This is a genomic window from Dactylosporangium roseum (assembly GCF_025264685.1).
Classification (GTDB): Bacteria; Actinomycetota; Actinomycetes; order Mycobacteriales; family Micromonosporaceae; genus Dactylosporangium; species Dactylosporangium roseum.
On sequence record NZ_CP073721.1, the window covers coordinates 2,706,302 to 2,730,240 of the forward strand.

Here is a 23,939-nt window from a genome sequence, read left to right on the forward strand (position 1 = left end):
GTAGTCGATTGGGTGCCCTGGCAGACCGGCTCGACCGGATGCGCATGACCGTTCACGCCCCCGGCGGCAAGGCGTGGGCCACGCTCATCGGCAGCCGGGACGTCACGCTGTCGTTCCTGTCCGGCTACTACGGCCGTGTCGACGAACGGGAGCTGGCGTGGACCCTGACCGCGGTGGCGCGGCTGCTGTGGGTGGAACGGACCCGGGCGTTGCGTGCCGCCGTGCAGGAGGTGCTCGCGCCGGCGCGGTCACCGGAGCGGCCGCCACGAACCGCGCGCGAGGTCGCGTTCGACAAGGCCCGCGACGAACTGGTCGCCGAGGGGTACTCGCCGGGCCGCCGGGTGGTCGTGACCACGCTGGGCCTGCGGTCCTGGCAGGTGCGCGTCGCGCCCGGCACGATCCGCGCGCTGGACGAGCAGGAGTTCTGCGCCGCGGTGCGGGTGGCCGCCGACGGCGTGATCCAGGACGTCCGCGACAAGATGATCGTCGTCAAAGCAGGCTTCGAGCAAGCAGGAGCGTCATGAGCGTGCACCCGGGGCCCCCGCGACGGTCGCCGTGGCTGATCCCGGCGGTCGTGGTCGCAGTGCTCGCCGCCGCGGCGGCCGGCGTCGTCATCGCAGTGCGGGTGCTCGGGTCCGGGGACGACCCTGCTGCGGCGACCTGCCGGCAGCCGGTCGCTCCGCTGTCGGTTTCCACCCAGCAGGCCGGCAAGGCCAACCTCAGCGTCAGCGAGCAGGGCTTCAGCCCGACCGCCGGCCGGATCGTCAGCATCGGCGGGATCGTCGTCAACAACTCCAAGCAGGCCGCGTATCGCACCAGGGTCACGTTCCGCGTGGTCGGCGCCGACGGGACGTCGCTGGTCCGGCCCCAGTCGGCGCAACTGCTCCACCAGGAGATTCCCGTCGTCCTCCCCGGCGAGCGGGTGGCCGTCGGCGCGGGCGTGAGCATGGATCCCGACGCCGTGCGCAGCATCGCCCGCGTCGAGATCGAACTGGGCGGCACCCGTTCGGTCCCGGCCGACCCGGCCAACCCGCTGTTCCGGCCACTGACCGTGACGCTCGCCGGCCCCACGACCTCGACCGCTGGCGCCTCGGCGGGCTCGCTCCATTTCGGTGTCACCGCCAGCGGATGCACGGGTCTGGTCGAACGCGGCGTCGGCATCGTGTACCGCGACGCCGGTGGCACGATCGTCGGTGGCGCCCTGAACGCGGGGGCGGCGAAAGGCCGCTGCGCCGGCACCGGCGGACCGCAGACGGTCACCGTCACCGACGTGCCGCCCACCGCGGAGCTGTCGAAGACCCGGATCTCCGTCTACTGCGACGTCGCCGGCGTGTCGAAGGACCACGACGGGGCGACACCCCCGGCCAACTGAATCCGCAGGCGGCAGCGAGCCTACGTATCGCGGACCCGCGATGCGCCACGGGCGCCGCACAGATCAGATCCAGCAGCTCACCCGTGCTACGGTTTGGGCTGTTGCAGTCTTGATTTCCACACATGTTGCCGCGCCTGTGGGTACCGCACCTGCGGGCGTTGTCAGTATTGCCGGATTTCCGGAGCAGGGTCATCAAAGCGGCGACGCGGGAGACCACACGGTGTGGCCTCCATCTGCCTTGCGAAGGAGCAGGACATGACCGTCGGTACTGTGAAATGGTTCAACGCGGAAAAGGGCTTCGGCTTCATCACCCCGGATGGCGGTGGTGCCGATGTGTTCGCCCACTATTCCGCGATCTCGGCGGGCGGCTTCCGCAGCCTTGAGGAGAACCAGCGGGTGGAGTTCGAGATCACCCAGGGGCAGAAGGGGCCGCAGGCGGCCAACATTCGCGTCGTCTGAGCCGTCCCGTCGCATTGAGCAGTGCCTGGCCGGTCCGGTCGGGCGTGCTGCCTGCCCGGCCGGTGCCTGAGGCTGATCGCCAGGCACCGACCGGGCAGGTTCGTGCCGGCCCACCGGCGGCTGAAGGTGCTGACCAGTTGGCGAGTGCGCGGGTAGCGCTCAGCGCCCGCCGCGGCGGGCGCCCGGCCGGGCCCGGGCGGAGAAGGCGACCGCACCGGATCGCGCCGGTGCGGATCGTGTCGAGGCGGTCAGCGGCGGGGTGCCGCCGCGCCGGTCCCGGCTGCCCTGGGCGGGCTGCATCTCGTGTCGGGGGCCGGCGGACTGCTGGACCGGCTGCGGGACCAGGGTCCGCTCCCCGGGGGCGAGCTCGCGCAGCAGCGCGTCACCCGGGCGCAGGCGGGTGGTGGTCGCCGCGACGCCGGCCTTGCGGGTCAGCTCCCGGACCTCGGGCGCCTGGCCGTCGGTCATCAGGGTGACGACCGTCCCGGCCGCGCCGGCCCGGGCGGTGCGGCCCGAGCGATGCAGGTATGCCTTGTGCTCCGTCGGCGGGTCGGCGTGGACGACCAGAGCCACCTCGTCGACGTGGATGCCCCGGGCGGCGATGTCGGTGGCGACCAGCGTGTGCACCTCCCCCTCGGAGAATGCCCGCAGGTTGCGGGTGCGCGCGGCCTGGGCCAGGTTGCCGTGCAGCTCGACGGCGGCCACACCGGCCGCGACCAGCCGGCGGGTCAGCGTCTTCGCGCCCCGCTTGGTGCGCGTGAACACGACGGTCCGGCCCGGAGCGGCGGTCAGCTCGACCAGCACGGCGAACCGGTCCTCGGCGTGGACGTGCAGGACGTGATGCGTTATCGCGGCGACCGGCGACAGCGTCGAGTCGACGCTGCGCACGACCGGATCGGCGAGGAACCGCCGCACCAGGACGTCGACGCCGGCGTCCAGGGTGGCGGAGAACAGCAGACGCTGCCCGCCACGTGGGGTCTGCTCCAGCAGCCGCCGAACGGTGGGCAGGAAGCCGAGGTCGGCCATGTGGTCGGCCTCGTCGAGCACGGTGATCTCGACGGCGTCCAGGCGCGCGTGGCCGGCCTCGACGTGGTCGGCGAGCCGGCCGGGGCAGGCCACCAGCACGTCGACTCCGGCGCGCAGCCCGGCGATCTGGGGCCCGGCGGCGACGCCGCCGAAGACGGTCATCGTCCGCAGCGACAGCGCCTTGGCCAGCGGCGCCAGCACATTGTCGATCTGGGTCGCCAGCTCGCGGGTGGGTGCGAGGATCAGTGCCCGGGGGCGCCCGGCCCGCCGCGGCGCGGCGACGGCGGCCAGGCGGGTCAGCACCGCCAGGGCGAAGGCGTAGGTCTTGCCCGACCCGGTGCGGCCTCGCCCGAGCACGTCGCGGCCGGCGAGCGCGTCGGGCAGGGTCGCGGCCTGGATCGGGAACGGCCGGTTCACCCCGGTCGCGGCCAGCACGCGGACGAGCGCGTCGGGCACGCCGAGGTCGGCGAAGGTCGGGGGCTTGGGTGCGGTGGTCTGGTGGGGGCGGCGTGCCGCCATGAAGGCTCCGTACGTCGAAGGGGAGTCCCGCACGGCGCTGACCGTTTCGGCCGCGGCGCGTGGCGTCGGACATCGAGCCCGGTCCGCGATGATGGGCGGGCTGCGCCGCCAGTCTACTCGAACCGTTGGCGGACCCCGCTGCCCGCCGCCCGGCGATGAGCGGAGCGGCGGCGCCGACCGATCAGGGCGCTACGACCTGCCACCGGCTGCTCCCGGTCATCCAGGCCCCGGCCAGGATCTCTGCCGACTGCTGGCCCGGACACTGGTGGACCTTCGACCGGCCGGCGCCGCCGCCGGCTCGGGCCTCGACCTCCCATGACTCGCCATCGGTACGGATGTACACGTCGCGACGCCCCCGCACGGTCCGGTCGCCGTTCCACCAATGACGCTCGATTCTCACCCACCGACCGTATAGCACCGGACCCGACTGCGGAATGTTGACGATCATGGTAAATCTGGCGATCACGTACGGTTCCAGTAGGCTGACTATCATGGCCGACGTTGTCCTCCGTGTTCGGCTGATCACCGGCGACAGTCTGGACGTGGCGTACGAGGAGGCCGGCGCCTCCGACCCCGGCGAGGTGGCCGAGCACGCGATCACCGCCCTCGCCGCCGACTCCGGCATGATCCGCACGCGCCACGGCGACCGGGTCGTCATCCTGTACGGCCGCGGCGTGGCGGCCCTGGAGCTGGCACCTCGCGGCGCGGTCCTGTAGCTGTACGTCACCGGGCCGTAACGCCAGCGGGGCCGGTCTGGGCGCGGTCCGGGTGCCGGACGGCTACATCACGGTGAACTCGATCTGCCCCTCGTTGTCGGCACCGGCGTCCAGCGTCTTGTCGTTGAGCACCTCGGTGGCCGTCTGGTCCAGGAACAGCCGGGCGCCGGACGCCTCCACGACCGCGTCGCCCTGCGCCGGGCTGGACGCCAGGCTCAGCCGCAGCGACCCGCGGGTTTCGTCGGCGGCGATGCGCAGGCCGCCGCCCTCCGGTGCACCAGGCTGGGCGGTAAGGCTCTGGATGGCTGTCACCGCGTTGTCGGTCAGCAGAACCATGACGACGTTGCTCCTCCGGATTGGCGGCAATGTGAGGCACAGCGCCGCGGCTGTGCGGCAAGCCCGCCGTGCCGGGCCGCGGATGTGATGGCGGGCCGCCCTATCAGCCCAGACTTGCGCGGATTGTCGGATGTGTCAAACGCGGGCACGAGCGAGCCGCCGGGCAGATTGCCCGCTACCTCGGTTCCCGCGGCCCCACCCGCTGTGAACGTACGACCGCGCGGGGCGGGCCCCGGCGATGCGGCGGCGGTCAGACGGTAGGGGCCGGGCGGGTCCGCTGGGCCGAGGGCAGGACCGCACACGGGGCCAGGGCGAGGGCGGGCGCGCCGTCAAGGCAGGATTTCGATGTACCCGTCGGTTCCGTGCACGCGGATCCGCTGTCCGTCGGAGATCAGCCGGGTCGCGTCCACCACACCGACGACGGCCGGCAAGCCGTACTCCCGTGCGATCACCGCCCCGTGAGACATCACCCCTCCGACCTCCGTCACCAGGCCCGAGGCGGCGACGAAGAGGGGCGTCCAGCTAGGGTCCGTATGGGTCGTGACGAGGATGTCGCCTGGTTCGAGGTCGGCCTGTGCCATGTCCAGGATGACGCGGGCCCGCCCTTCGACGGTCCCGGCGGAGATCGGCACGCCGATCAGCGCGCCGGGCGGCACGTCGTCGCGGCGGTACGTCCCGGTGATGGCCTCGCCGTCCGAGGTGAGCACGCGGGGCGGCGTGAGCGCTCGGTAGGACCTGAACGCGTCCTTGCGCCGGCCGATGAGCCGCTCATCCACGCGGCGCGTGCGTACGACGTCGTGGAGCTCCTGGAAGGTGAGGTAGAAGATGTCTTCCTCGTCACGGAGCACGGCGGCCCGCACGAGGCGTTCGGCTTCTCCCAGCAGGGCCTGCTTGTAGACGAAGTAGCGGCTGATCATGCCGTACTTCGGATACTCCCGGTACCCGATGAAGGTCCGGACCCGGTCGATCATCCGCTTCGTCTCTTCGGCCCTGCTCTCCCCGTCCGGCAGTGCCCGCAAACGTTCCAGCAGCTCCTGCTCCTTCTTCCAGGCCTCCTGGCGCCCTTGTTCGAAGCGCCGCTCGCCGGCTCCCGGCTCGAAGTTCTTGATATTGCCGAGGATCATGGGCAAGAGCGAGGAGGGGCGTTCACGCCAACGCGGCCGCGTGATGTCGATCTCGCCGACGCAGCGCATGCCGTACTTGTCGAGCCAGCCTTCGATGGCGTCTCGCGCCTCCCGCCCGCCCGCGAGCCCGGGCAGCTCGTCCAGGAAACCGTCGTCCTCGACGTGCCGCAGGAACGCCACCACGTCCGGATGCGGGCGGATCACGTCGGCGACGTCCAGCAGCGCCAGCCCCATCTCCGACGTGACGTTGTGGGGCACGGACTGCGTGAGCGTGTCCGCCGCGTTCTTCTCGCCCAGCCACGCCTCCAGCCGCTCGTTGAGCCACCAGGTGGCCTCCATCGCCGACATGAACACCTGATGGCTCCGCGGGTCGAACAGGATCCGCCGCAGCTCCTCGATGTCCGCCCGGATGAAGTCGAGCAATGCCTCTCCGGACTTCGTCCGGATGTCGCGTTTCGCGGCGGCGACGGATGCCTCGCCGCGCCCGATCAGCTCGGTGACGATGGCCGGATCGGTCTCGATGGGGGCCGGTGCGCCGCCGAACAGCGGCCCCGGGGGTTCTTCGTCAGGGAGCTGCCGGATGAAGCCGTCGCGTTCGAGGACGGTCCGCATCGCGTCCGCGGTCAGCGGATCGGATTTCCCCATGAGCTCCAGGAGGCCGGCGCGGGTCGCCGGCGTGGCCAGGCGCCGGGTGACGTCGACGAACAGGCGCCCGCCGGCCTCGGCCATGGGCGCGGGGGTCGTCATCTGCCAGAAGGAGAGCCCGAGGGGCTTCATGGCGTCGGTCATCATCTGTTGATGGCCGACGGAGAGATAGACGTGATGCTCCTGGTCGCCGGACTCGGGGATGGGGAACAGCGTGGTGATCGGCCGGCTCTGGACGATCTGGAAGTCATCGTCGACCAGGCACCACTCGATGTCCTGAGGGTGGCCGAAGTGCGCCTCGATCCGCCGGCCCACCTGATCGAGCCGCACGACCTGCGCATCCGTCAGTGCGGGCTGCTCCTGCCGCTCCGGGTCGATCGCCACTTCCCGCGTTCCGCCGGTGGGCAAGGCGTGAACGGCACGCCGCTTGGCGCCGACCGCCTTGGCGATGACGGCGCCGTCGCGCACCTTGAACACGTCCGGGTTCACCAGACCGGAGACCAGGGCCTCGCCGAGGCCGAAACTGGCCTCCACGGAGGCGACCCGTCGGTTGGACGTGACGGGGTCGGCCGTGAAGAGGATGCCGGCCGCCTGTGGGAAGGCCATCTCCTGCACGATCACGGCCATGTGGACCGTGCGGTGGTCGATGCCGTTGCGCTGGCGGTAGGTCACGGCCCGCTCGGTGAACAGCGAGGCCCAGCACCGGCTGACGTGTTCGAGGACCGCCGCCGGGCCCACGACGTTCAGGTAGGTGTCCTGCTGGCCGGCGAAGGAGGCCGTCGGCAGGTCCTCCGCCGTCGCGCTGGATCGCACGGCGCAGGGGGCTCGCTCGCCGAGCCGGGCGAGAGCGCGGGTGATCGCCGTCGCGAGATCGTCAGGGACGGCGATCCCTTCGACGGTACGGCGGATCTCCGCGCTGAGCGTGCGGATCGCCACCCGATCGTCCGGGTCCAGGCGCGATAGCTGATCGAGCCGATCGTCGATCGACGGTGCTTCCGCCATGATCCGCCGGTAGGCGTGCGTCGTCACGCAGAAGGCGGCCGGGACGTGGATCCCATCGATCCGCGACAGTTCGCCCAGGTTCGCACCCTTGCCGCCGACGACCGCGACCTGCGTCTTGTCGATCTCTCGGAGGCCCGTCACGTACTGCCCGATCATCGCGACACCTCCGCGCCGGCCGGTCGCGTCACCGGCGTCCCGATCTGTGCCGAACCCCTTGCCGGGCACGTTCGCATCGCATTGCCTCTCCCTCTGACGAGTCCTGCCCGTGCCGGGCGATCCAGCGCCCACCTGCGCCGCGGTGGCGCGCCGGCGCCCGGGAACGCCGCCGACCCGGCCGGGCAGCCGGCGTCCGTCCGGCGGCCGGGGCGCGGCCGCCACGGCCGCCGGCCGCGCCCCGTGCACCGGTGGGCGCACCGCGGATTCCATCGGTACTTCGTCGGCTCGGCGTTCCCGAGCATCGACAACAATGCATGCATGTGTGCCCCCGTCTTCGCAGGCTGTGGCCTCGGCCGACGATTCTGCGGCACGACCGGGGTCTTGCCGCAAGCCCCCCACCCTGCTATACGTTAAATATGGCAGGGAGTGAGTGTTCTCCTTCTTGCGCCGGGTGGTTCTGATCGTGGCTGCGGCGGACGCCCATCAATCAGTCACGCGCTCTCGCGACGTCCCGTTGGCGGGCTTGCCGAACCAGCGGGAGAGGTGGTCGTCCAGGTCCTGCTGATCGTCGCCGAGCCAGGCGACGTGGCCGTCGGGGCGTAGCAGGACGCACGGAACATCCAGTACCGCAGTGGGATCCGCGAGGTGATCGACCCGGTCTGACCAGCCGCCGACGGTCAGGCGCCCGGTGCGGTCCAGCAGCAGGCCGCGGCCGCGATGCAGCAGACCGTAGAGGTGGCCCTGGCTCACGTCGATGTCGCGCAGGCGACGGCCGAGCAGGTCCGGGCCCGCGCCGAAGTCGTAGCGGACGCCGATCGCGGTGATCTTCTCGATCAGATAGCGGTTCACCTCGTCGAAGTCCATCAGTTCGGTGAGCAGCCTGCGCACGGCCTGCGGGCCCGGTTCGGTGGACAGCAGTTCCATCTGGGCGCGGGTGTTGTCCAGCACGTCCTCGGCCACCGGACGACGTTCGGCCTGGTAGGTGTCCAGCAGGGTGTCCGGCGCCCAGCCGCCGACCTGCGCGGCCAGTTTCCAGCCGAGGTTGCATGCGTCCTGAACGCCCAGGTTGAGGCCCTGCCCGCCGATGGGTGGATGGATGTGAGCCGCGTCGCCGGCCAGCAGCACCCGCCCGACCCGAAAGCGTTCGGCCAGCCGGGTGGCATCCCCGAAACGGGACAACCAGCGCGGGGAGTGCACGCCGAAGTCGGTTCCGGCGATGGTGCGCAACTGTTGTTTGAAATCCTCGAGGGTGGGCGGTTCCGCACGATCGCTGACTCCCGCGGCGGGGACCACGACGCGGTGGATCGCTCCGCCGAAGGACCTGAGGCTGAATCGCCTGTCGATCTCGCCGACTTCGGCCAACCTGGCGGCGATCTCCTCCTGCGGCACACCCACTTCCATCTCGCCCATCAGCGTCTCGGTCCGCGAGGGCTCGCCGGGGAAGCCGACGCCGAGCAGCTTGCGCACCGTACTGCGCCCGCCGTCACAGCCGACGAGAAAGCGCGAACGCAGCCGTTCCCCGTCGGCCAGCTCGACGGTCACACCGTCGTCGTCCTGCTCGAGACCGGCCACCGCGCAACCGCGCCGGACCTGCGCACCCAGCTCGATCGCGTGTTCTTCGAGCAGGCGAACGATGACGGGCTGCGGGATGCCCAGCAGGTAGGCGTGCGCGGAGTCCAGGCCCGCGGGCGCGGGTTTGTCGATGGCGGCGAAGAAGCCGCCGGCCGGACGCCGTCTTCCGTGTTCGAGCACGCGCTCCAGCAGCCCGCGCATCGCCATCAGCTCGATACTGCGAACATGCAGACCGACGATGCGGACGAACGACGGGGGCTCGGTCTCCTTCTCCAGGACGAGCACCCGCACACCGTGCAGCCGCAGCTCGGCGGCCAGCATCGCACCGGTCGGCCCGCACCCGGCGATGATCACGTCGAACATGAGGGGCACGCGACCGGTGCCGGAGGCCGGCGATGGGAGTCCGGTGGAGTCGCGCTCGACCGTGTCGGTCGACGACGGCTCGGCGGTGAACTGTGGAGAGTGCATAGGTGTGGCCTTTCGGGAGTGCCTCATGGCGAGGCGCTCCCGGCGACACCTACGTCAATCGCCCGACCGTGACGGGAACGGGGAGCACCCACGTCGATACAGCGTTCATAGGTCTCACCTCCTCGGGCGGTGTCACGGACAACTGCAAGCTACAAGCCCGAGCATCATCCCGTCCAGCCCTTTCGCTCTCGACCCCGCCGAGGAGCTGAGCGGTCCGCGGAAGCCTAGCGCTGGTCACGTGGCTGAGGCCGGGCTGCGGCGGGCGGGCCCGGTCAAGCTGGCGCACTCGGTGCCGGAGGAGGTCGCTCGGCCGGCCGGCCGATCCATCGGTCAGCGGCGGATCAGCCCGCGGGTCTTGGCGGCGGCCACGGCCGCGGTGCGGGAGTCGACGCCGAGCTTGTCGTAGATGTGTACCAGGTGGGTCTTGACGGTGGCCTGGCTGAGGTAGAGCTGCTTGCTGATCTGTTGGTTCGACAGACCGTCGGCGACGAGTTGGAGGACTTCGGTTTCACGGCGGCTCAACGCGGTGCTGGGGGTGCGGATCCGGTCGATCAGGCGGTTGGCGATCGTCGGGGCAAGGGCGGATTGGCCGGCGGCGGCGGTGCGCACGGCTGCGGCGAGCTCGTCGGGTGGGGCGTCCTTGAGCAGATAACCGGTGGCGCCGGCCTCGATGGCGGCGAGAATGTCCGCGTCGGTGTCGTAGGTGGTCAGCACGAGCACGCGGGGACCGTCAGGGCGTGCGGTGATGGCGGCGGTGGCCTCGGCCCCGTTCATGCCGGCGCCGAACTGTAGGTCCATGAGCACCACGTCGATCTGCTCGTGCGTGGCAAGCGCGACAGCTTGTTCAGCGGTGGCGGCCTCGGCGATCACCTCGAAGTCGGGTTCGGTGGCGAGGACGGCACGCAGGCCGGAGCGCACCACCGGGTGGTCGTCGGCCAGCAGCAGCCGGATCGGGTCACTCATGCGCTCGTCGGTGTCCCTTCAACGGTCTGGTGGGCGAAGCTGACGGCAAGCGCAGCTCCCTGCCCGGGTGCCGACTCCACCGTCAGTGTGCCGCCGAGCTCCGCGGCCCGGGCTCGCATCGCGGCCAGGCCGAACCCACCGTCGTCGCCCTGCGGACCGGTGTCGCCGTCCGGGTCGAAGCCGACCCCGTTGTCGACCACGTCGAGAGCGACGTGGTATTCCATGTAGCTCAACGTGACCTCTGCCCGGGTAGCCCCGGCGTGGCGGACGGTGTTGGCCAGCGCGGACTGAGCGATGCGGAGCAGGGCCACCTCGAACGGGGTGGGCAGCGGCGCCGCGGTGCCGTCGAGATGGAAGTGGACGGCCAGCCCGGATCTGGCGCCGGTCGTGGCGCACAGCCGTTGCAGGGCCGCGGGCAGCGATCCCGCTTCGAGGGCGGGTGGCGACAGGGCTCGGATGAAGCGTCGCGTCTCGGCGAGGTTGTCCTGTGCCGTCTGCCGGGCCTGCTCGACGTGACCGGCGACGACATCGGGCTGCCCGGGCATTGCCCGTTGGGCGGCGCGCAGCAGCAACTGGATGCTGGACAGGCCTTGGGCGAGAGTGTCGTGGATTTCGCGGGCGAGCCGCTCGCGCTCGGCGAGGACACCGGCGGTGTGCTCCGCGGCGGCGAGGTCCGCGCGGGTGGCGGTCAACTGCTCGATCAGTCGCCGGCGCTGCTCACTTTCGCGGTACAGCGCCTGGTAGCCCAACACGGCGGCGACCGCGACGGCGGCACCGATGACCGGGCCGATCACCGCTCCCGACGTGACCGTGCCCTGATGCAGGACGACGCCGGCGACCGCTGCCACGGTCGTGACCGCCACCGCGAACGTCCCCCAGCGCGCGGGCAGCAGATGGAGCTGCGTCAGAAACAGGGGAAACGCCAGCCACACCCCGTCGGGGGTCAGGCCGAGCAGCAGCAGCCATGCCGCGGCGAGCGCCGTCATCCAGGTCGCCGCCGCGAGGCGCGATCGGCGCGGCCGCGGCAACGCGGGTCCGGCGGCGTAGACGGCGGCCAGCAGCACCGCCGCGGCGACCACGGCCGAGCGGTGCGGTGCCTGCTCGACGAGGGCGCGTCCGGCGGCCAGCGCGAGCAGGGCGGCGACCAGCAGGTGCAGGCCGACGCGCAGCGTCCGCAAGGGCTGAATGAGTGTTTCCTGGTTCACGGTATCTCCAGGCTAGGACCCGACCGTCCGCCGGCATCCACCAAAGGGTTGATTCCACGATGCACAGTTCGATGCTCGGCAGGCGATCCGCGGCGCGATGCCGGCGGACGGGAACCTGGCCACAGTTGACACCGGGCCGCGTCACCGGGCGCGGCGCTCCCGGAATGGAAGGTCCAACCCGTCATGTTCGTCGCCTGGAGAGATCTGCGGTTCGCCAGGGGCAGATTCGCCCTGATGGGAACCGTCGTCACCTTGATGACGCTGCTCGTCGTCCTGCTGTCCGGGCTGACCGCCGGACTGGGCCGGGAAAGCACATCGGCGATCAGCGACCTTCCCGCGGACCATCTCGTGTTCTCCGTCCAGGCCGGTGGCCAGAAGGTGTCCTTCACCGAGTCCACCGTCACCGAGGCACAATGGCGGCAGTGGAGCGCCGTCCCCGGAGTGACCAGTGCCTCCCCGCTGGGCGTCACCACCACCAGGGCAACCGCCGGCGACCGCACCGCGGCGCTGTCCGCGTTCGGCGTTCTTCCCGGCTCGAAACTGGCGCCCGAGCCCAGCCGGATCGCCACCGGCCAGGTCGTGCTGTCCCGGGGAGCGGCCGAGGCCCTGGATGCCCAGCCGGGACAAACCGTGACGGTGGCCGGACAGCGGCTGAGCATCGCGGCCGTAGCCGGTGACGCCTCCTACAGCCACACGCCGGTGATCTGGACGAGCCTCACCGACTGGCATCGGCTGACCCCGGGCTCGCCCGGCGGCAACGCGACGGTCATCGCGTTGACCACGACGAGCGACGCCGACCTGGCCGCCGCCGACCGGCAACTGCGCACCAGCACCGTCGCCCGTTCGGCGGCACTGTCCGCGATCGGCTCCTACACCTCCGAGAACGGGTCGCTGCAGCTCATGCGCGGCCTGCTGTTCGCGATCTCCGCGCTGGTCATCGGTGCCTTCTTCACCGTGTGGACGATCCAGCGCAGCGGCGACATCGCCGTGCTGAAGGCGCTCGGCGCGACCACCCGCTACCTTCTGCGGGATGCCCTCGGCCAAGCCCTGACCCTGCTGGTCGCCGGCACGGTAATCGGCACCGGGCTCGCCGCCGCGATCGGCACGGCAGCGGCCGGCGTCGTGCCGTTCTCGCTCACCGCCGGCTCCCTCCTGCTGCCGGCCGCCGTGATGATCGCGCTCGGCGCGGCCGGAGCCGCCCTGTCCATCCGCCGCATCACGTCCATCGACCCGCTGACCGCCCTGGGGAGCGCCCGATGAGCCTCGACCTGTTCGACATCACCCTCACCTATCCCGACGGGGACACCCGGCTGACGGCTCTCGACCGGGTCAGCCTGAGGGTGCCGGCCGGCACCGCCACCGCCGTCATCGGTCCCTCCGGTTCCGGCAAGTCCAGCCTGCTGGCCGTAGCCGCCACCCTGATCACGCCCGACAACGGGCGGGTCGTCATCGCCGGCACCGAGACCGCCGGGATGAGCCTCGAACAGACCACGGCGCTGCGCCGCGAAACGATCGGGATCGTCTTCCAACAGCCCAACCTGATCGCCTCACTGACCGCCGCCGAACAGTTGCAGGTCATGGCGCACCTCAATGGCCGCTCACCCCGGCACGCCCGCGACCGCGCCGAGCACCTGTTGGCCGCGGTGGGGCTGACCGGACAGGCGGACCGCCGGCCGCACCAGCTCTCCGGTGGGCAGCGTCAGCGGGTCAACATCGCCCGCGCCCTGATGAACGAACCCGCCGTCCTGCTGGTCGACGAACCCACCAGCGCGCTCGACCACGACCGCGGTGCGGCGATCGTCGACCTGCTCATCAATCTCACGCGCGAACGCGGCACCGCCACCGTGCTGGTCACGCACGACCACGGCCACCTCGACCGCGTCGACCACGTCGCCGAGATGGTCGACGGCCGGCTGCGCACCCCGGCCCCGACCCGATGACCTTGCCGCACGGCAGGCCGCTCGATCTCATGATCATGGGAAAGATCTGGCTGTCGGGACAGCCACATCTTTGCCATGATCTGTGAGTTGCCCGGACCGGAGCGCGCCGCCCGGGTCCAGCGGCGACCGCGAGCGGCAGACGCCCGCCCGCACGACTGCGCGGCACCGTCCCGTAGCGCAACACCTTCCTCGGCGTGGAGCCGAGCGCCGGCCGGTGATTCGGCCGGCGCTTCGCCGCGCGTGCGCTCAATGTTCCTCGGCCTGGCGCGGCGGCACCCCCAGCATGGCGCAGGCGTCGTGGTACATCCGGGTGACCTCGACCCGGATCTGGGGCCGCTCGGTCAGTGGAGTGCTCCACGGGACGCGGACGATGCGGGAAGCTCCGTCGACGGTCGCGGCGAAGTCGATTCCAGCGCCGTCCAGCCCGCTGACCGTCGCGGCGGTGGCGTCCGGCCGGCCGCCGAGGGACCGCACGATGAGCAGCGAGTCTTCCGGGTGGTCCAGGTTCATGTGTGCGGCCACTGCGTCGATGACCTGCTGGCTGAACGGGTTGGTGCTCTGGTCGGTCACGTCATGCCTCCGTCTGGACGCGGGTCTCGTTGATGATCGTGCGCATCTCGATCTTGCTACCGCGCACCCAGTGCCAGGTGCGGCAGCGGTTGTTGCCGTCGTCCGACAGCACGATGAGTTCGAAGAGCCGCAGGTTGGCGTCCTTCTCCTTGTAGATCCAGGTCAGGTAGATGGTGTTCTCGTCGACACACCAGGTGACACCGCGAATCCGTTCGGTGTCGAAGATCATTCGGCCGTATCCGTCGTAGCTGCCGGGAAACTGGTGCACCTCCTCCCGGCCGTCCGGCCAGGTGTAGGTGTTGACCTGGTGGTACTGGTACGGCCCGGACTCGGGGAACTGGCACGACAGGTGCGATCGGTGCTCGTCGACGATCTTGCCGGACGGGTCCAGGTAGATGTAGGTGCCTTCCCAGTCGCCTTCGTGCCTGGCCAGCAGCGGCATGCCTTCTCGGATTCCCATGGTGCTCCTCAGCGTGGGTGTCAGGGGGTGTGCCACCACGGATCTCGGGTGGGCGAATGGTTGGTGATGAGCGTCTGTTTGCGCACGAACCGTCGGATGGATGCCGCACCCATCCGGGAGCCACCCAGACCGCTGCCCCGGAACGAGTTCTTCTCGCCCTCGTGGATGAGCGCGGTGAGTGCCGCGTCGTTGATGCTCACCGCGCCCACGTCGAGGCGGCGGGCCACCGCGGCCGCGGCCTCCTCGTCCGGGCCGAAGACCGCACCGGAGAGGCCGAAGGCTGAGTCGTTGGCCAGCGCGACGGCCTGCTCGACGGTGTCGAAGGTGGCGACCGGGAGGATCGGCCCGAAGGTCTCCTCCTGCATGATCGCCATGTCCTGGCTGACGCCGGTCAACACCGTCGGCCGGATCCATCGTCCGCCGCCGTGCTCCTCGATCACGCCGCCGCTGTGTACGGTCGCGCCCTTGGCCACCGCGTCGGCGAGCTGGGCCTCGATGATGCCGGCCTGCACCGGATCGATCAGCGGTCCGAGCATGCCGTCGCCGGGCTCGGGCCAGGCCAGGGTGACCTGGTCGGCCTTGGCGATCAGCAGTCGCACCAGTTCGTCGGCGATCGACTTGTGGACGTAGATGCGTTCGATGGACAGACAGGACTGGCCGGCATTGGCGACCGCGCCCCAGAGCAACGCCGAGCTGGCCCGCTCCAGGTCCGTGCCGGGCAGGACGATCGCGGGATCCTTTCCGCCGAGCTCCAGGAAGGCGGGGATGAACACGGCGGCCGCGGCGGCGCCGACGAGCCTTCCGGTCGGCACGCTTCCGGTGAAGCACACCGCGTCGACCATCGGGATCAAGGCCGCGCCGACGTCCCCCGCGCCCTCGACGACCCGTACCACGTCGCGCAGGGCGGGCACGCGGAGGATGGTGTCGCGCAACGGGGCGATGAACCGCGGGGTCACCTCGCTCGGCTTGACGATCACCGCGCAACCGGCGGCGAGTGCCGGGATGGCATCGATCAGGCCGAGCAGCAGCGGGAAGTTCCACGGGCTGATCACGCCGACCAGCGGATACGGCCGTGGTCCAGTCTCGAGCGCGATCCCCGGTACCACCCGCGACGGCATCGTGACCGGCGTGAGCAGGTCTCCCGCCGCGTCCGCCCACCGGCGGGCCATCGCGACGACCTGACCGGCCTCCATCGCCGACTCGTACTGCCGGCCGGTGTCGGCGAGCAGCGCGGCGGTCAGCGGCTCCGCCGCGGCGGCCAGCTCGTCTGCCCAGGCGTGCAGTGCGGCGGCGCGTCCGTCGGTGCCGAGCGCGAGCCAGGCGGGCTGTGCGGCGCGCAGGCCGGCCACCAGTTCCCGCAGCCGCTCGGGGGAGGGCGGGGCGAGCAGCCGCTCCACCCGGCCGGTGCGCGGATCCCGGACCTCGGTCACGACACGATCCCCGCTTCCCGGAGTCGATCGATGTTGGCCTGGTGGCGCCGCACGAAGAAGGCACGCTCGGCGGACCGGTCCCGCAGCCCGTTGGCCGGGTCCAGGTCGTACCGGGCGTACTCACTCGCCCACAGCCCGGTCTTCACGCGGGCGAGCAGGTTGCTCATCGCCGGGCGGGCGCGTTCCCGGCGCAGCGCGGCGACGTCAACTTCGGCTGCGGCGACCAGGCTCTCGCCGCTTGCCGCTCGGGCCAGCGATCGACCGAGGTGGTCGACGATCTCGGAGTGCCCGTTGGTCGAATCGCCGGACAGCGGGATGCCGGAGATGCCGGCGCTGTTCGCGGACACCACCACGGCCAGGTTCTCCACCGCGCGGCTACGCCGCGCGAACTCCTTCGGGGTGAGCTCCGGGCTGGTCGCCTCGCTCGTGGAGTGCAGGAAGATCTCCGCACCGCGTAGGGCGAGGGCCCGCGCCAGCTCGGGGTAGAGGATCTCCTCGCTGGCGATCGCGGCCAGGTTGCCGATGTCGGTACGGGCGACCGGGAACACCGCGTCGAGGCCGTAGCGGTCGAGGTAGGAGTCCCACACGTCGTACGGGCTCGGCGTGTAGAGCGAGTGCAGCCGCCGGTAGCGCAGCACGACGTTGCCGCCGGGGGCGAACACGACGGATCCCTGGAAGTACAACCCGGGGTAGTGCTTGTCGGTCTCGTAGGCGTTGACCGTGAGGAAGACGCGGTGGCGTTCGGCGACGCCGGCGAGCCGGTCGTATTCCGGGCCGTCCGGGTCGAGCGCGGCCTTCTCCGCCCACACCTCGATCGGGTCGCCCATCGGGAACCCGGTCAGCGCGTACTCCGGAAGGACGACCAGCCGGGTGTCGGTGCCGTGCCAGGCGACCGCCGCGGCGATCTGCTGACCGATCCGTTCGATGGCGGCGCCGATGGCCTCCCGCGCCTCGGTGACGCTGAGCCCGTTGACCGCCCGCGTCGCCGTCTGCAGCGCGACCGCGCGGAACGCTGTGGCATCCGGTCCGGTGCCTGCGCCGGGTGACATCGACATGCGGCATCCTCCGTCCTGGTCATCGCGAGCCAATCAGTTTTACGACGTACTGTCAATATCATGCTGACACATCGTCGCTATCGCGGCGCGCGACGCCCGTGCTCGGCGCCTCGCCGCCGGTGTTCTTGACCCTTCCAAGTTTTCTGTCATATTGTCAGATAAATGTTTGGCCGGCCGACCTGTCCGCGGTCTCCGGCGGCGGGTCATGCGAAGGGAAGTCATCTGTGCGACCCCATGTCGAAAGCATCCAGGATTCCGACTATGTGTGGCATGCCGCCGAGCTCGTCCGTGGCTCGGGGCGGGCAAGCGAGCGACGGTTGTCCGTGGACGAGGAGGACGGCTCCTCCTCGCTGCGGATCGACTTCCACACCGACTGGCACCGTGCGGCCGGGATCCACCACGCCGACACCGAGTACCACGTCCTCGAGGGTGAGATGACGTACGGCGATCGGGTCATCGGCCCCGGCGCCTACCTCTACGCGCCGCGCGGCGTGCCGACCGACGCGATCCGGTTTCGCGAGGGCTCCCGCATCCTGCACTACCGGGAGTTCGGCGACGCCGGCTTCGATCCGGTGGACTCGCTGTCCGCGCCGCGCTGGGCGGACGCCCGGGAAGACGTCATCGTGCTCGACACCGAGTCGATGCGGTGGGACGCGGTGCCCAACCCCGGCCCGATGCCGGGGCTGTTCGTCAAGTATCTGCACGTCGACCCGGTCACCCACTTCTACACCCGGTTGGTGTACGCCCAGGAGGGCTGGACCGACCACCGTCTGGCCCACCACCCGTGCTACGAGGAGGCGTACACCACCCAGGGGAAGATGTCGTACAGCTTCGGCGACCTGCGCCCGGGGGCGTACTTCTTCCGCCCCGCCCGGATCAAGCACGGCCACTTCACCGCGCTGGAGGGTGGCACCACCTGGCTGTTCCGTTCGGACGGCGAGCTGTTCAACTGGTACACCCAGAACGAGTGGGTCCGCTGGGGTGGTGAGGCGGTCAACTACGGCCCCGGCGGCACCCGGATGACCTGGTCGATGTCCAGCCACGACATCGCCGGCGGGCGGAGTTGGCGAAGCGGCAAGGAGATCGAGATGCTGGAGCGGTCGGTCGCCTATCAGCGCTCGGTCGGCGCCGACGACATCGACTACCGCCAGCACGGTCTCGGCTCCGACCGGAGCCTGATCGAACTGGCCAAGGCCGTCGACGCGGCCCGGTTGCAGGCCGGGCACGACAGCAACCCGCACGACCGCTCGCACGGCGACGACCATTCGCACGACCAGGGCCACGGACACGTTCACGACCACGCCGCGTACGGCTGGCCCGAGCCGTCGAGCCTGGAGCACCCGGCGGAACGGACCGACGAGTACCGGTACAACTGGGCGGCCGGTCGGCCCTGGCGAACCGGCGATCCGATCCCGGCACCGGTACTCTCTTCTCTGCCGGTACGCAGCCGCTCCATGGGCCGCTGGGACGGCGACGGAATGTAGTCGACCGGGTGTCCGGTCCTGTCGTCGACGACGGGCCGGGCACCCGACTCGCTGAGGGAGAGTTCTGCTGTGCCAAGGATCATCGGAGGATCGCTCGACGAACATCGCGAGCGCATGCAGGAACGCATCTTCACCGCGATGGCACAGCTTCTCCGTGAACACGGGTACGGCGCGATCACCCTCGCCGACGTCGCGGCCGCGGCCGATATCGGACGAACCGCCATGTACAATTACTATCCGGACAAGGAGACCCTCCTCCTTGCCTACGCCGCGCATGAGACCGAGCGCTATCTGAAGGAGCTCTCGGCGGCCCTCGCCGACGTGACCAACCCGGTCGACCAGTTGCGGGTATTTGTCCGGATGCAGCTCCAGCAGCTCACCACCCAGCACATCGCACCCGGCTCGTTGTCCAACGTGCTGACCGACGCCGGACACCGCCAGATGCTCGAGCACATCGCGCCGCTCCACAGCGTCCTCCGGAACATCATCGTGGACGCCGTGGAGCAGCGGTACCTGCCCGAGGACGATGTCGACCTGCTGCTGCCCCTGGTCACCGCGTCGATCGCCGGGCGCAGCACCGCGGACCTGCGGGGCAAGCGACTGGCCCGCGCGATCGACACCACCACCACGTTCGTGCTGCGTGGCCTCGGCGCCAAGCTCGACGCGGACGGCCACCCGCGCCGGCTCGCGCGAGCCGTCACCGGGCGGGTTACCGCTGGTCAGGTCCCGGCCGGGCGAAGCCGACCGAGCAAGGCGGATCGGTGACGATCCGGGTGTCCAGAAACGTCCACCAGTCGTCCTGGGAGACCCGCTCGGCCTCCCAGGTGTTGTCCTGCTTCAGGGTGGCCAGCGCCGCGCGGTACCGTCCCCAGGCCGCCTCGTCGGCGAACCCGGCCCAGTTCTCCATGACGTAGACGTCACCGACGACGCTGTAGTACCAGCGCACGCTCTCCACCATCGGCAGGTCACCGTAGAAGAACCGCTCCCGGTTCTCCAGCCAGTGCCAGAACCCTTTCATGTCCTGCCGTGCCCGGGCGTTCAACCGCATCCGGTAGACGAGATAGATCATGGGTTTCCCCTACGATGAGGTGTGACCGGCCAGCTTGCGGAAGTAGGTCCAGCTTGTCTCGTTCGGTTCGGTCCAGGACTCGGGCGCGGTCGCGTAGTGCGGCGCGTGAGCGGCGACATATGCCTGGGTGCGGTGCGGCATGTCGGTGTAGCGGTCCAGCTTCATCCCGCGGCAGTGGAAGGCAAGACCGCCCGGTCGCGAGCCCATCCGCATCCACGGCAGCCACGGCGACATCCGCGCCCAGGACAGCACGTGCGGAAAGCTCGCGCTGTGCTCGTCGGTGAGGACTTCGGCCGGCGCGTAGAAATGGAACAGCTCCAATGCGCGGTAGGTGTCGTCGGCCGAGCTGTCCGGGTAGGCGGCGACCGGCAACGGTGACGGGTATGCCAGCGGGATGTCCAGGTTGAAGCAGACCTGGTCACCGAGCGGTGTGATCGACACCTGGAACGGGCCGCGGGGGCCGTCCAGCAGCCAGCGCTGGTTCACCGGGTCGTTCCAGACGTGCAGGACGTCGACCGTCTCGCCGGTGAACGGGTTGTGCCACGCTGTCAGGATCTCGCGGTCCCGCGGGTCGAGGTAGAAGGCGGCTTCCCGGGCCAACATCTCGTACCCGCCGGCCACCCGCACCAGCCGGGCCACGTTGAATCCCTCGAATCCGAACAGGCGCAGGTAGGGCTGTTCGGGCCCCCAGGCGTAGACATCACCGCTCCACCAGACCGTTACCTCCCGCCCGTCAATCGCCGCGCGGGTCTTGGCCAGCGCCTGCAACTGCTGTTCCGGAGTCAGGTTCGGAATGCTGAGCGACACGGTCCCTCCTCGGGGTCAGGTCCAGGTGTGCGGTTCGGTGGCAGGCCACAGGATGGCCGTTGTGCACGATGAGCGGGGGTATCGAGGCGGTGCACGTGTCGGCCCGGTGCGGGCACCGCGGGTGGTACGCGCAGCCACTGGGCACCGCGACGGCGGAGGGTACCTCGCCGCCCGGCTCCGGGATGCGCCGTCCGGGCCCGCCGCCCGGCTCTCCCGCGGCGGCATGCGGCACGCTGTCCAGCAGCAGCCGGGTGTACGGGTGGGTGGGCCGGTGCAACACCTCCCGAGCCGGCCCGGTCTCCACGAACCGGCCCAGGTACATCACGGCCGCCTGATCAGCCATCCACCGCGCAACCGGGATCTCATGGGTGATCAGCACCAGGGCCAGGCCCAGTTCGGTTCGCAGGTCGAGCAGCAGGCTGACCACCGTGGCCTTCACGCTGGCGTCGAGACTCGCCGTCGGCTCGTCCAGGACGATGACCTTGGGCTCGGCCAGCAGCGCCCGGGCGAGCACCACCCGGGCCAGTTCGCCGCCGCTCACCTGCCGCGGCCACTTGCCGAGATAGCTGTGCGCCAGGCCGATCCGGTCGAGCATCTCGCCGATCCGCCGCGCCCGCTCGGCCTTGGTCGCGCCCGGCCGGTGCACCAGCAGCGGCTGCTCCAGCGCGTGCCCGATGCTGCGCCGCCGATTGAGTGCGGACCATGGATTCTGGGAAACCATCTGGATGAGCCCGGTCTGGGCGGTCGTGCGCCGCCCGGACAGCGTGATCCCGTCGACCCGGATCACACCGGAGCTGGGCTGCTCCAGTCCGACCAGCATCCGTGCCACGGTGGTCTTGCCGCAGCCGGATTCGCCGACGACGGTCAGCACGGTGCCGCTGTCGACCGAGAAGCTGACCTCGTCGACCGCGGTGACCGTGACCGGCGGGCGCCGGTGCCCCCACCAACTGCTGCCGCCGTCGAGCAGGAACTGCTTGCGCAGGCCGGCCACCTCGAGCATCGCGTTCATACCGTCACCTCCGCGTGGTGGCAGCGCACCATGGCGGCGCCGGCCATGACCGCGGTCGGCATGGTTTCCTGACAGATCGTGTCAGCATGCGGACAGCGTGGCGCGAACGGACAGCCGTCCGTCCGGTTGGCGCCGGCGGCCGAGCCGGGTATCGGGCGCAGCGGGCGGCCCTCGATCCAGGCCGAGGGCATCGCGGCGATCAGCGCTCGGGTGTACGGGTGTCGCGGCGCGGCGAACAACTCGGCGACCGGAGCGACCTCGACCAGCCGGCCGCCGTACATCACGCCGATCCGGTCGGCCACCTGGGCGATCACTGCAAGGTCGTGCGTCACGTACAGCATCGCCGAGCCCACCTCGGCGCGGACGGCGAGCAGCAGCCGCAACACCTGCGCCTGCACCGTGGCGTCGAGCGTGGTGGTGGGCTCGTCGGCGAGCAGCAGCGCGGGACGGTGGGTCAGCGCCGCGATCGCGATGAGCAGCCGCTGCAACTGGCCGCCGGAGAATCGGGACGGCAGGTCGCCGGGCCGGTCGAGCACTGCGCGCAGCCCGATGGAGATCAGCATCTGCTGGGTCTGCGCGCTGTCCAGCCGCTCGCCCAGGTACCAGCGCAATTGCCGGCCGACCGGGGTGGTCGGCGACAGCGAGGTCATCGGCTTCTGCGGAACCAGCGCGATGCCCTTGCCGCGGATCGCGCGCATGTCACGTTCGCTGGCCCGGCTCAGGTCACGCCCGCCGAACTCGATCGCCGTGGCCCGCAGCGATCCGCCGGGCGGGAGCAGCCGCATGAGCGCGGCGCACACGCTGCTCTTGCCGCTGCCCGATTCGCCCACCAGTCCGAAGACCTCGCCCCCATCGATATGGAACGAGACATCGCGTACCGCCGTGCTGCCGCCGTACCGTACGTGGAGGTCCGCCACGCGCAGGGCCGGCTCGGTCCCGGTGCTCATGACGCGAAGGACAGCGTGTGCGGCGCGATCCGGCTGAGCCGCAGGCCGTTGGGGTCGACCGGCGTGGTCTCCCGGCGCTGGGCGATGATCAGCGGTGGATACGCGGGCGGGAAGATGATCATCTCCTCGGTCAGGATGCGGTTCATCCGGCGCAGTGCCGCCGCCCGCTCCGCGTCGTCGGTGGTCTGCCAGACCGTCGCGGTCAGCCTGGTCAGCTCCGGGTTGTCGTAGTGGAAGGAGAGCACGTTGGCGGGATCGGCCGGGGCCAGCGCGATGTAGTTGGCCGGACCGGCGGTGAATCCGCTCTGGAACAGCTCGAGGATCATCTCGTACTTCCGGCCGACGAGCCGGTTGGACCATTCGCCGCCGGACACCTGCTCGATGTTGGCCGTGATGCCGATCTGGGCCCAGCCTGCTGCCAGCACGGTGGCGATGTTGCGGACCGTGCCGCTGGTGCCGATCGTGATCGTGAAGGATCGCTGCTTCGTCGCGGCCTTGGCCAGGTACCGCTTGGCCAGCTCGAGGTCCGGCGCGGGGGAGTAGACCTTGAGTTCCGGGTCGTAGCCCAGCTCCGCCGGTCCGATCGGACCCTGCCCGGGCTTGCCCTGGTTGCCGAAGACGCGGCTCACCACGCCGGCCCGGTCGGTGGCGACCGCGACCGCGCGCCGGAAGTTCTCGTCGTTGAAGGGCTCCTGGCCGAAGTTGACGTAGCAGAGGATGTCCAGCGGTGCCTCGGCGATCGTCACCCGGAGGTCCTTGTTGGCCTGGATGGACGCCAGGTGCTCGTACGGCACGGCGGTGACCAGGTCGATCTTGCCTTGTTTGAGGCTGACCAGCCGGGTCGCGCCGTCGGCGAACACGGTGTACTGGATTCCGGACAGCGCCGGCTTCGGACCGTGGTAGCCGGCGTACGCGGACAGGGTGAAGCTCTGCCCCGGCACGTACCTGTCGAGCTTGAACGGCCCGGTGCCGAGCATCGCGTCCTTGCGGTCGACGTGGTCGTGGTGCCCGATCGGCATGTTGGTGAGGTGCGACCGCAGCAAACCGTACGGCCGGGCCAGCCCGATCCGCACGGTCAGCCGGTCCAGGGCGGTGAAGCTCTGCAGGTAGCCGATCATGTAGGTCACCCACTCGCTGCCCGAGCTGAGGTTCACCATGTGTTTCAGCGTGGCGACCACGTCCTCGGCGGTGAGCGGGTCCCCGTTGTGCCAGGTGATCCCGTCGCGCAGGCGGATGGTCCAGGTGAGCCCGTCCGCCGAGATCTCCGGCTCGCCGGCGGCCAGCAATGGTACCGACCTGTGGTCCTTGTCGTAGGCATACAGCGTCTCGACCACCGCTTCGCTGATCCACCGCGTTCGTTCCGCACCGGAATCGAGCGGGTTGATGTTGCTGGGGGCCGTGTCGATGCCCACTTGGAGGATGCCGTCCTTGTGCCGCTCGGCCACCCGGGCGCTGATGTCGGGTGTGGAACATCCGGTCAGGCTGCCGGCGCCCGCGGCACCCGCCGCACCGAGCAATGCGGCACTGAGGAACGATCTGCGGCGGATGCCCGCGGCGATCCACGACGGCCGCGGGTCACGGCTGCTATCGGCGTTGCTCACGGCG

24 protein-coding genes are annotated in these 23,939 nt (G+C 70.5%); 8 read left to right on the top strand and 16 right to left on the bottom strand.

What is annotated here, in order from left to right:
- Positions 1–8: 8 nt before the first annotated feature.
- The 3 genes from Drose_RS13240 (at position 9) to Drose_RS13250 (ending at position 1,831) form a co-directional block, all read left to right on the top strand.
- Positions 9–524 (top strand): hypothetical protein, encoded by a 516-nt coding sequence (locus tag Drose_RS13240; protein ID WP_260728476.1) that lies wholly within the window; start codon positions 9–11, stop codon positions 522–524.
- On the top strand, positions 521–1,372 hold the full coding sequence (locus Drose_RS13245; protein ID WP_260728477.1) for a hypothetical protein: 852 nt from the start codon (positions 521–523) through the stop codon (positions 1,370–1,372). The genes Drose_RS13240 and Drose_RS13245 overlap by 4 nt, the downstream gene beginning before the upstream one ends.
- Positions 1,373–1,627: 255 nt before the next feature.
- A complete protein-coding gene (locus tag Drose_RS13250) occupies positions 1,628–1,831 on the top strand; it encodes a cold-shock protein (protein ID WP_260728478.1) in 204 nt (67 codons plus the stop codon).
- A gap of 159 nt (positions 1,832–1,990) precedes the next feature.
- Here Drose_RS13250 and Drose_RS13255 read toward each other — a convergent pair whose 3' ends face one another.
- Positions 1,991–3,376 (bottom strand): DEAD/DEAH box helicase, encoded by a 1,386-nt coding sequence (locus tag Drose_RS13255; RefSeq protein WP_260728479.1) that lies wholly within the window; start codon positions 3,374–3,376, stop codon positions 1,991–1,993.
- Between the two features lie 181 nt (positions 3,377–3,557).
- Positions 3,558–3,776, bottom strand: coding sequence for a hypothetical protein (locus Drose_RS13260; protein WP_260728480.1), 219 nt, complete (start codon positions 3,774–3,776; stop codon positions 3,558–3,560).
- A gap of 91 nt (positions 3,777–3,867) precedes the next feature.
- Here Drose_RS13260 and Drose_RS13265 point away from each other — a divergent pair, with 91 nt between their 5' ends.
- Entirely contained in the window at positions 3,868–4,092 is a 225-nt protein-coding gene (locus Drose_RS13265) for a hypothetical protein (protein WP_260728481.1), read from the top strand.
- Between the two features lie 63 nt (positions 4,093–4,155).
- On the opposite strand, the gene Drose_RS13270 is transcribed toward Drose_RS13265, so the two are convergent.
- The 5 genes from Drose_RS13270 to Drose_RS13290 all read right to left on the bottom strand — a co-directional run bounded on the left by Drose_RS13270 (position 4,156) and on the right by Drose_RS13290 (position 11,563).
- Entirely contained in the window at positions 4,156–4,428 is a 273-nt protein-coding gene (locus tag Drose_RS13270; protein ID WP_260728482.1) for an adhesin, read from the bottom strand.
- Between the two features lie 329 nt (positions 4,429–4,757).
- Positions 4,758–7,355 (bottom strand): rifamycin-inactivating phosphotransferase, encoded by a 2,598-nt coding sequence (rph, locus tag Drose_RS13275; protein WP_260728483.1) that lies wholly within the window; start codon positions 7,353–7,355, stop codon positions 4,758–4,760.
- Positions 7,356–7,838: 483 nt separating this feature from the next.
- Positions 7,839–9,290 carry a rifampin monooxygenase gene (rox, locus tag Drose_RS13280; protein ID WP_260729712.1) on the bottom strand — a complete coding sequence of 484 codons (1,452 nt, stop codon included), beginning with the start codon at positions 9,288–9,290 and terminating at the stop codon, positions 7,839–7,841.
- Between the two features lie 435 nt (positions 9,291–9,725).
- The gene (locus Drose_RS13285) at positions 9,726–10,358 is read right to left on the bottom strand and encodes a response regulator (RefSeq protein ID WP_260728484.1); all 633 of its coding nucleotides are present in this window, start codon (positions 10,356–10,358) and stop codon (positions 9,726–9,728) included.
- The gene (locus Drose_RS13290; protein WP_260728485.1) at positions 10,355–11,563 is read right to left on the bottom strand and encodes a sensor histidine kinase; all 1,209 of its coding nucleotides are present in this window, start codon (positions 11,561–11,563) and stop codon (positions 10,355–10,357) included. Before Drose_RS13290 ends, Drose_RS13285 begins: the two co-directional genes overlap by 4 nt.
- Before the next feature lie 234 nt (positions 11,564–11,797).
- Between Drose_RS13290 and Drose_RS13295 the strand changes: the two genes are divergently transcribed.
- Together Drose_RS13295 and Drose_RS13300 are read left to right on the top strand one after the other, a co-directional pair.
- A complete protein-coding gene (locus Drose_RS13295) occupies positions 11,798–12,823 on the top strand; it encodes an ABC transporter permease (protein WP_260728486.1) in 1,026 nt (341 codons plus the stop codon).
- Positions 12,820–13,503 carry an ABC transporter ATP-binding protein gene (locus Drose_RS13300; protein ID WP_260728487.1) on the top strand — a complete coding sequence of 228 codons (684 nt, stop codon included), beginning with the start codon at positions 12,820–12,822 and terminating at the stop codon, positions 13,501–13,503. Before Drose_RS13295 ends, Drose_RS13300 begins: the two co-directional genes overlap by 4 nt.
- 246 nt (positions 13,504–13,749) lie before the next feature.
- On the opposite strand, the gene Drose_RS13305 is transcribed toward Drose_RS13300, so the two are convergent.
- From Drose_RS13305 to Drose_RS13320, 4 genes are read right to left on the bottom strand one after another with little or no spacing between them, the layout of a single operon-like run.
- Complete coding sequence (locus Drose_RS13305) at positions 13,750–14,073, bottom strand: DUF2470 domain-containing protein (protein WP_260728488.1); 324 nt, start codon at positions 14,071–14,073, stop codon at positions 13,750–13,752.
- 1 nt (position 14,074) lies between these two features.
- On the bottom strand, positions 14,075–14,533 hold the full coding sequence (locus Drose_RS13310; RefSeq protein WP_260728489.1) for a DUF3598 family protein: 459 nt from the start codon (positions 14,531–14,533) through the stop codon (positions 14,075–14,077).
- A 20-nt stretch (positions 14,534–14,553) separates the two neighbouring features.
- Entirely contained in the window at positions 14,554–15,963 is a 1,410-nt protein-coding gene (locus Drose_RS13315) for an aldehyde dehydrogenase family protein (RefSeq protein WP_260728490.1), read from the bottom strand.
- Positions 15,960–17,018 carry a nitrilase-related carbon-nitrogen hydrolase gene (locus Drose_RS13320; RefSeq protein WP_260728491.1) on the bottom strand — a complete coding sequence of 353 codons (1,059 nt, stop codon included), beginning with the start codon at positions 17,016–17,018 and terminating at the stop codon, positions 15,960–15,962. The genes Drose_RS13315 and Drose_RS13320 overlap by 4 nt, the downstream gene beginning before the upstream one ends.
- Before the next feature lie 263 nt (positions 17,019–17,281).
- Between Drose_RS13320 and Drose_RS13325 the strand changes: the two genes are divergently transcribed.
- On the top strand, positions 17,282–18,502 hold the full coding sequence (locus Drose_RS13325) for a DUF4437 domain-containing protein (protein WP_260729713.1): 1,221 nt from the start codon (positions 17,282–17,284) through the stop codon (positions 18,500–18,502).
- 69 nt (positions 18,503–18,571) lie between these two features.
- On the top strand, positions 18,572–19,267 hold the full coding sequence (locus Drose_RS13330; protein ID WP_260728492.1) for a TetR/AcrR family transcriptional regulator: 696 nt from the start codon (positions 18,572–18,574) through the stop codon (positions 19,265–19,267).
- Here the strand turns inward: Drose_RS13330 and Drose_RS13335 are convergent.
- Genes Drose_RS13335 through Drose_RS13355 form a run of 5 tightly spaced genes read right to left on the bottom strand, consistent with a single transcriptional unit; the run spans position 19,212 to position 23,935 of the window.
- On the bottom strand, positions 19,212–19,571 hold the full coding sequence (locus tag Drose_RS13335; RefSeq protein ID WP_260728493.1) for a hypothetical protein: 360 nt from the start codon (positions 19,569–19,571) through the stop codon (positions 19,212–19,214). The genes Drose_RS13330 and Drose_RS13335 overlap by 56 nt on opposite strands.
- A gap of 9 nt (positions 19,572–19,580) precedes the next feature.
- On the bottom strand, positions 19,581–20,378 hold the full coding sequence (locus Drose_RS13340) for a DUF1838 domain-containing protein (RefSeq protein ID WP_260728494.1): 798 nt from the start codon (positions 20,376–20,378) through the stop codon (positions 19,581–19,583).
- Positions 20,305–21,387 carry an ABC transporter ATP-binding protein gene (locus Drose_RS13345; RefSeq protein ID WP_260728495.1) on the bottom strand — a complete coding sequence of 361 codons (1,083 nt, stop codon included), beginning with the start codon at positions 21,385–21,387 and terminating at the stop codon, positions 20,305–20,307. Before Drose_RS13345 ends, Drose_RS13340 begins: the two co-directional genes overlap by 74 nt.
- Complete coding sequence (locus tag Drose_RS13350) at positions 21,384–22,334, bottom strand: ABC transporter ATP-binding protein (protein ID WP_260728496.1); 951 nt, start codon at positions 22,332–22,334, stop codon at positions 21,384–21,386. Before Drose_RS13350 ends, Drose_RS13345 begins: the two co-directional genes overlap by 4 nt.
- Positions 22,331–23,935 (bottom strand): ABC transporter substrate-binding protein, encoded by a 1,605-nt coding sequence (locus Drose_RS13355; RefSeq protein ID WP_260728497.1) that lies wholly within the window; start codon positions 23,933–23,935, stop codon positions 22,331–22,333. The genes Drose_RS13350 and Drose_RS13355 overlap by 4 nt, the downstream gene beginning before the upstream one ends.
- Between the last annotated feature and the right edge of the window lie 4 nt (positions 23,936–23,939).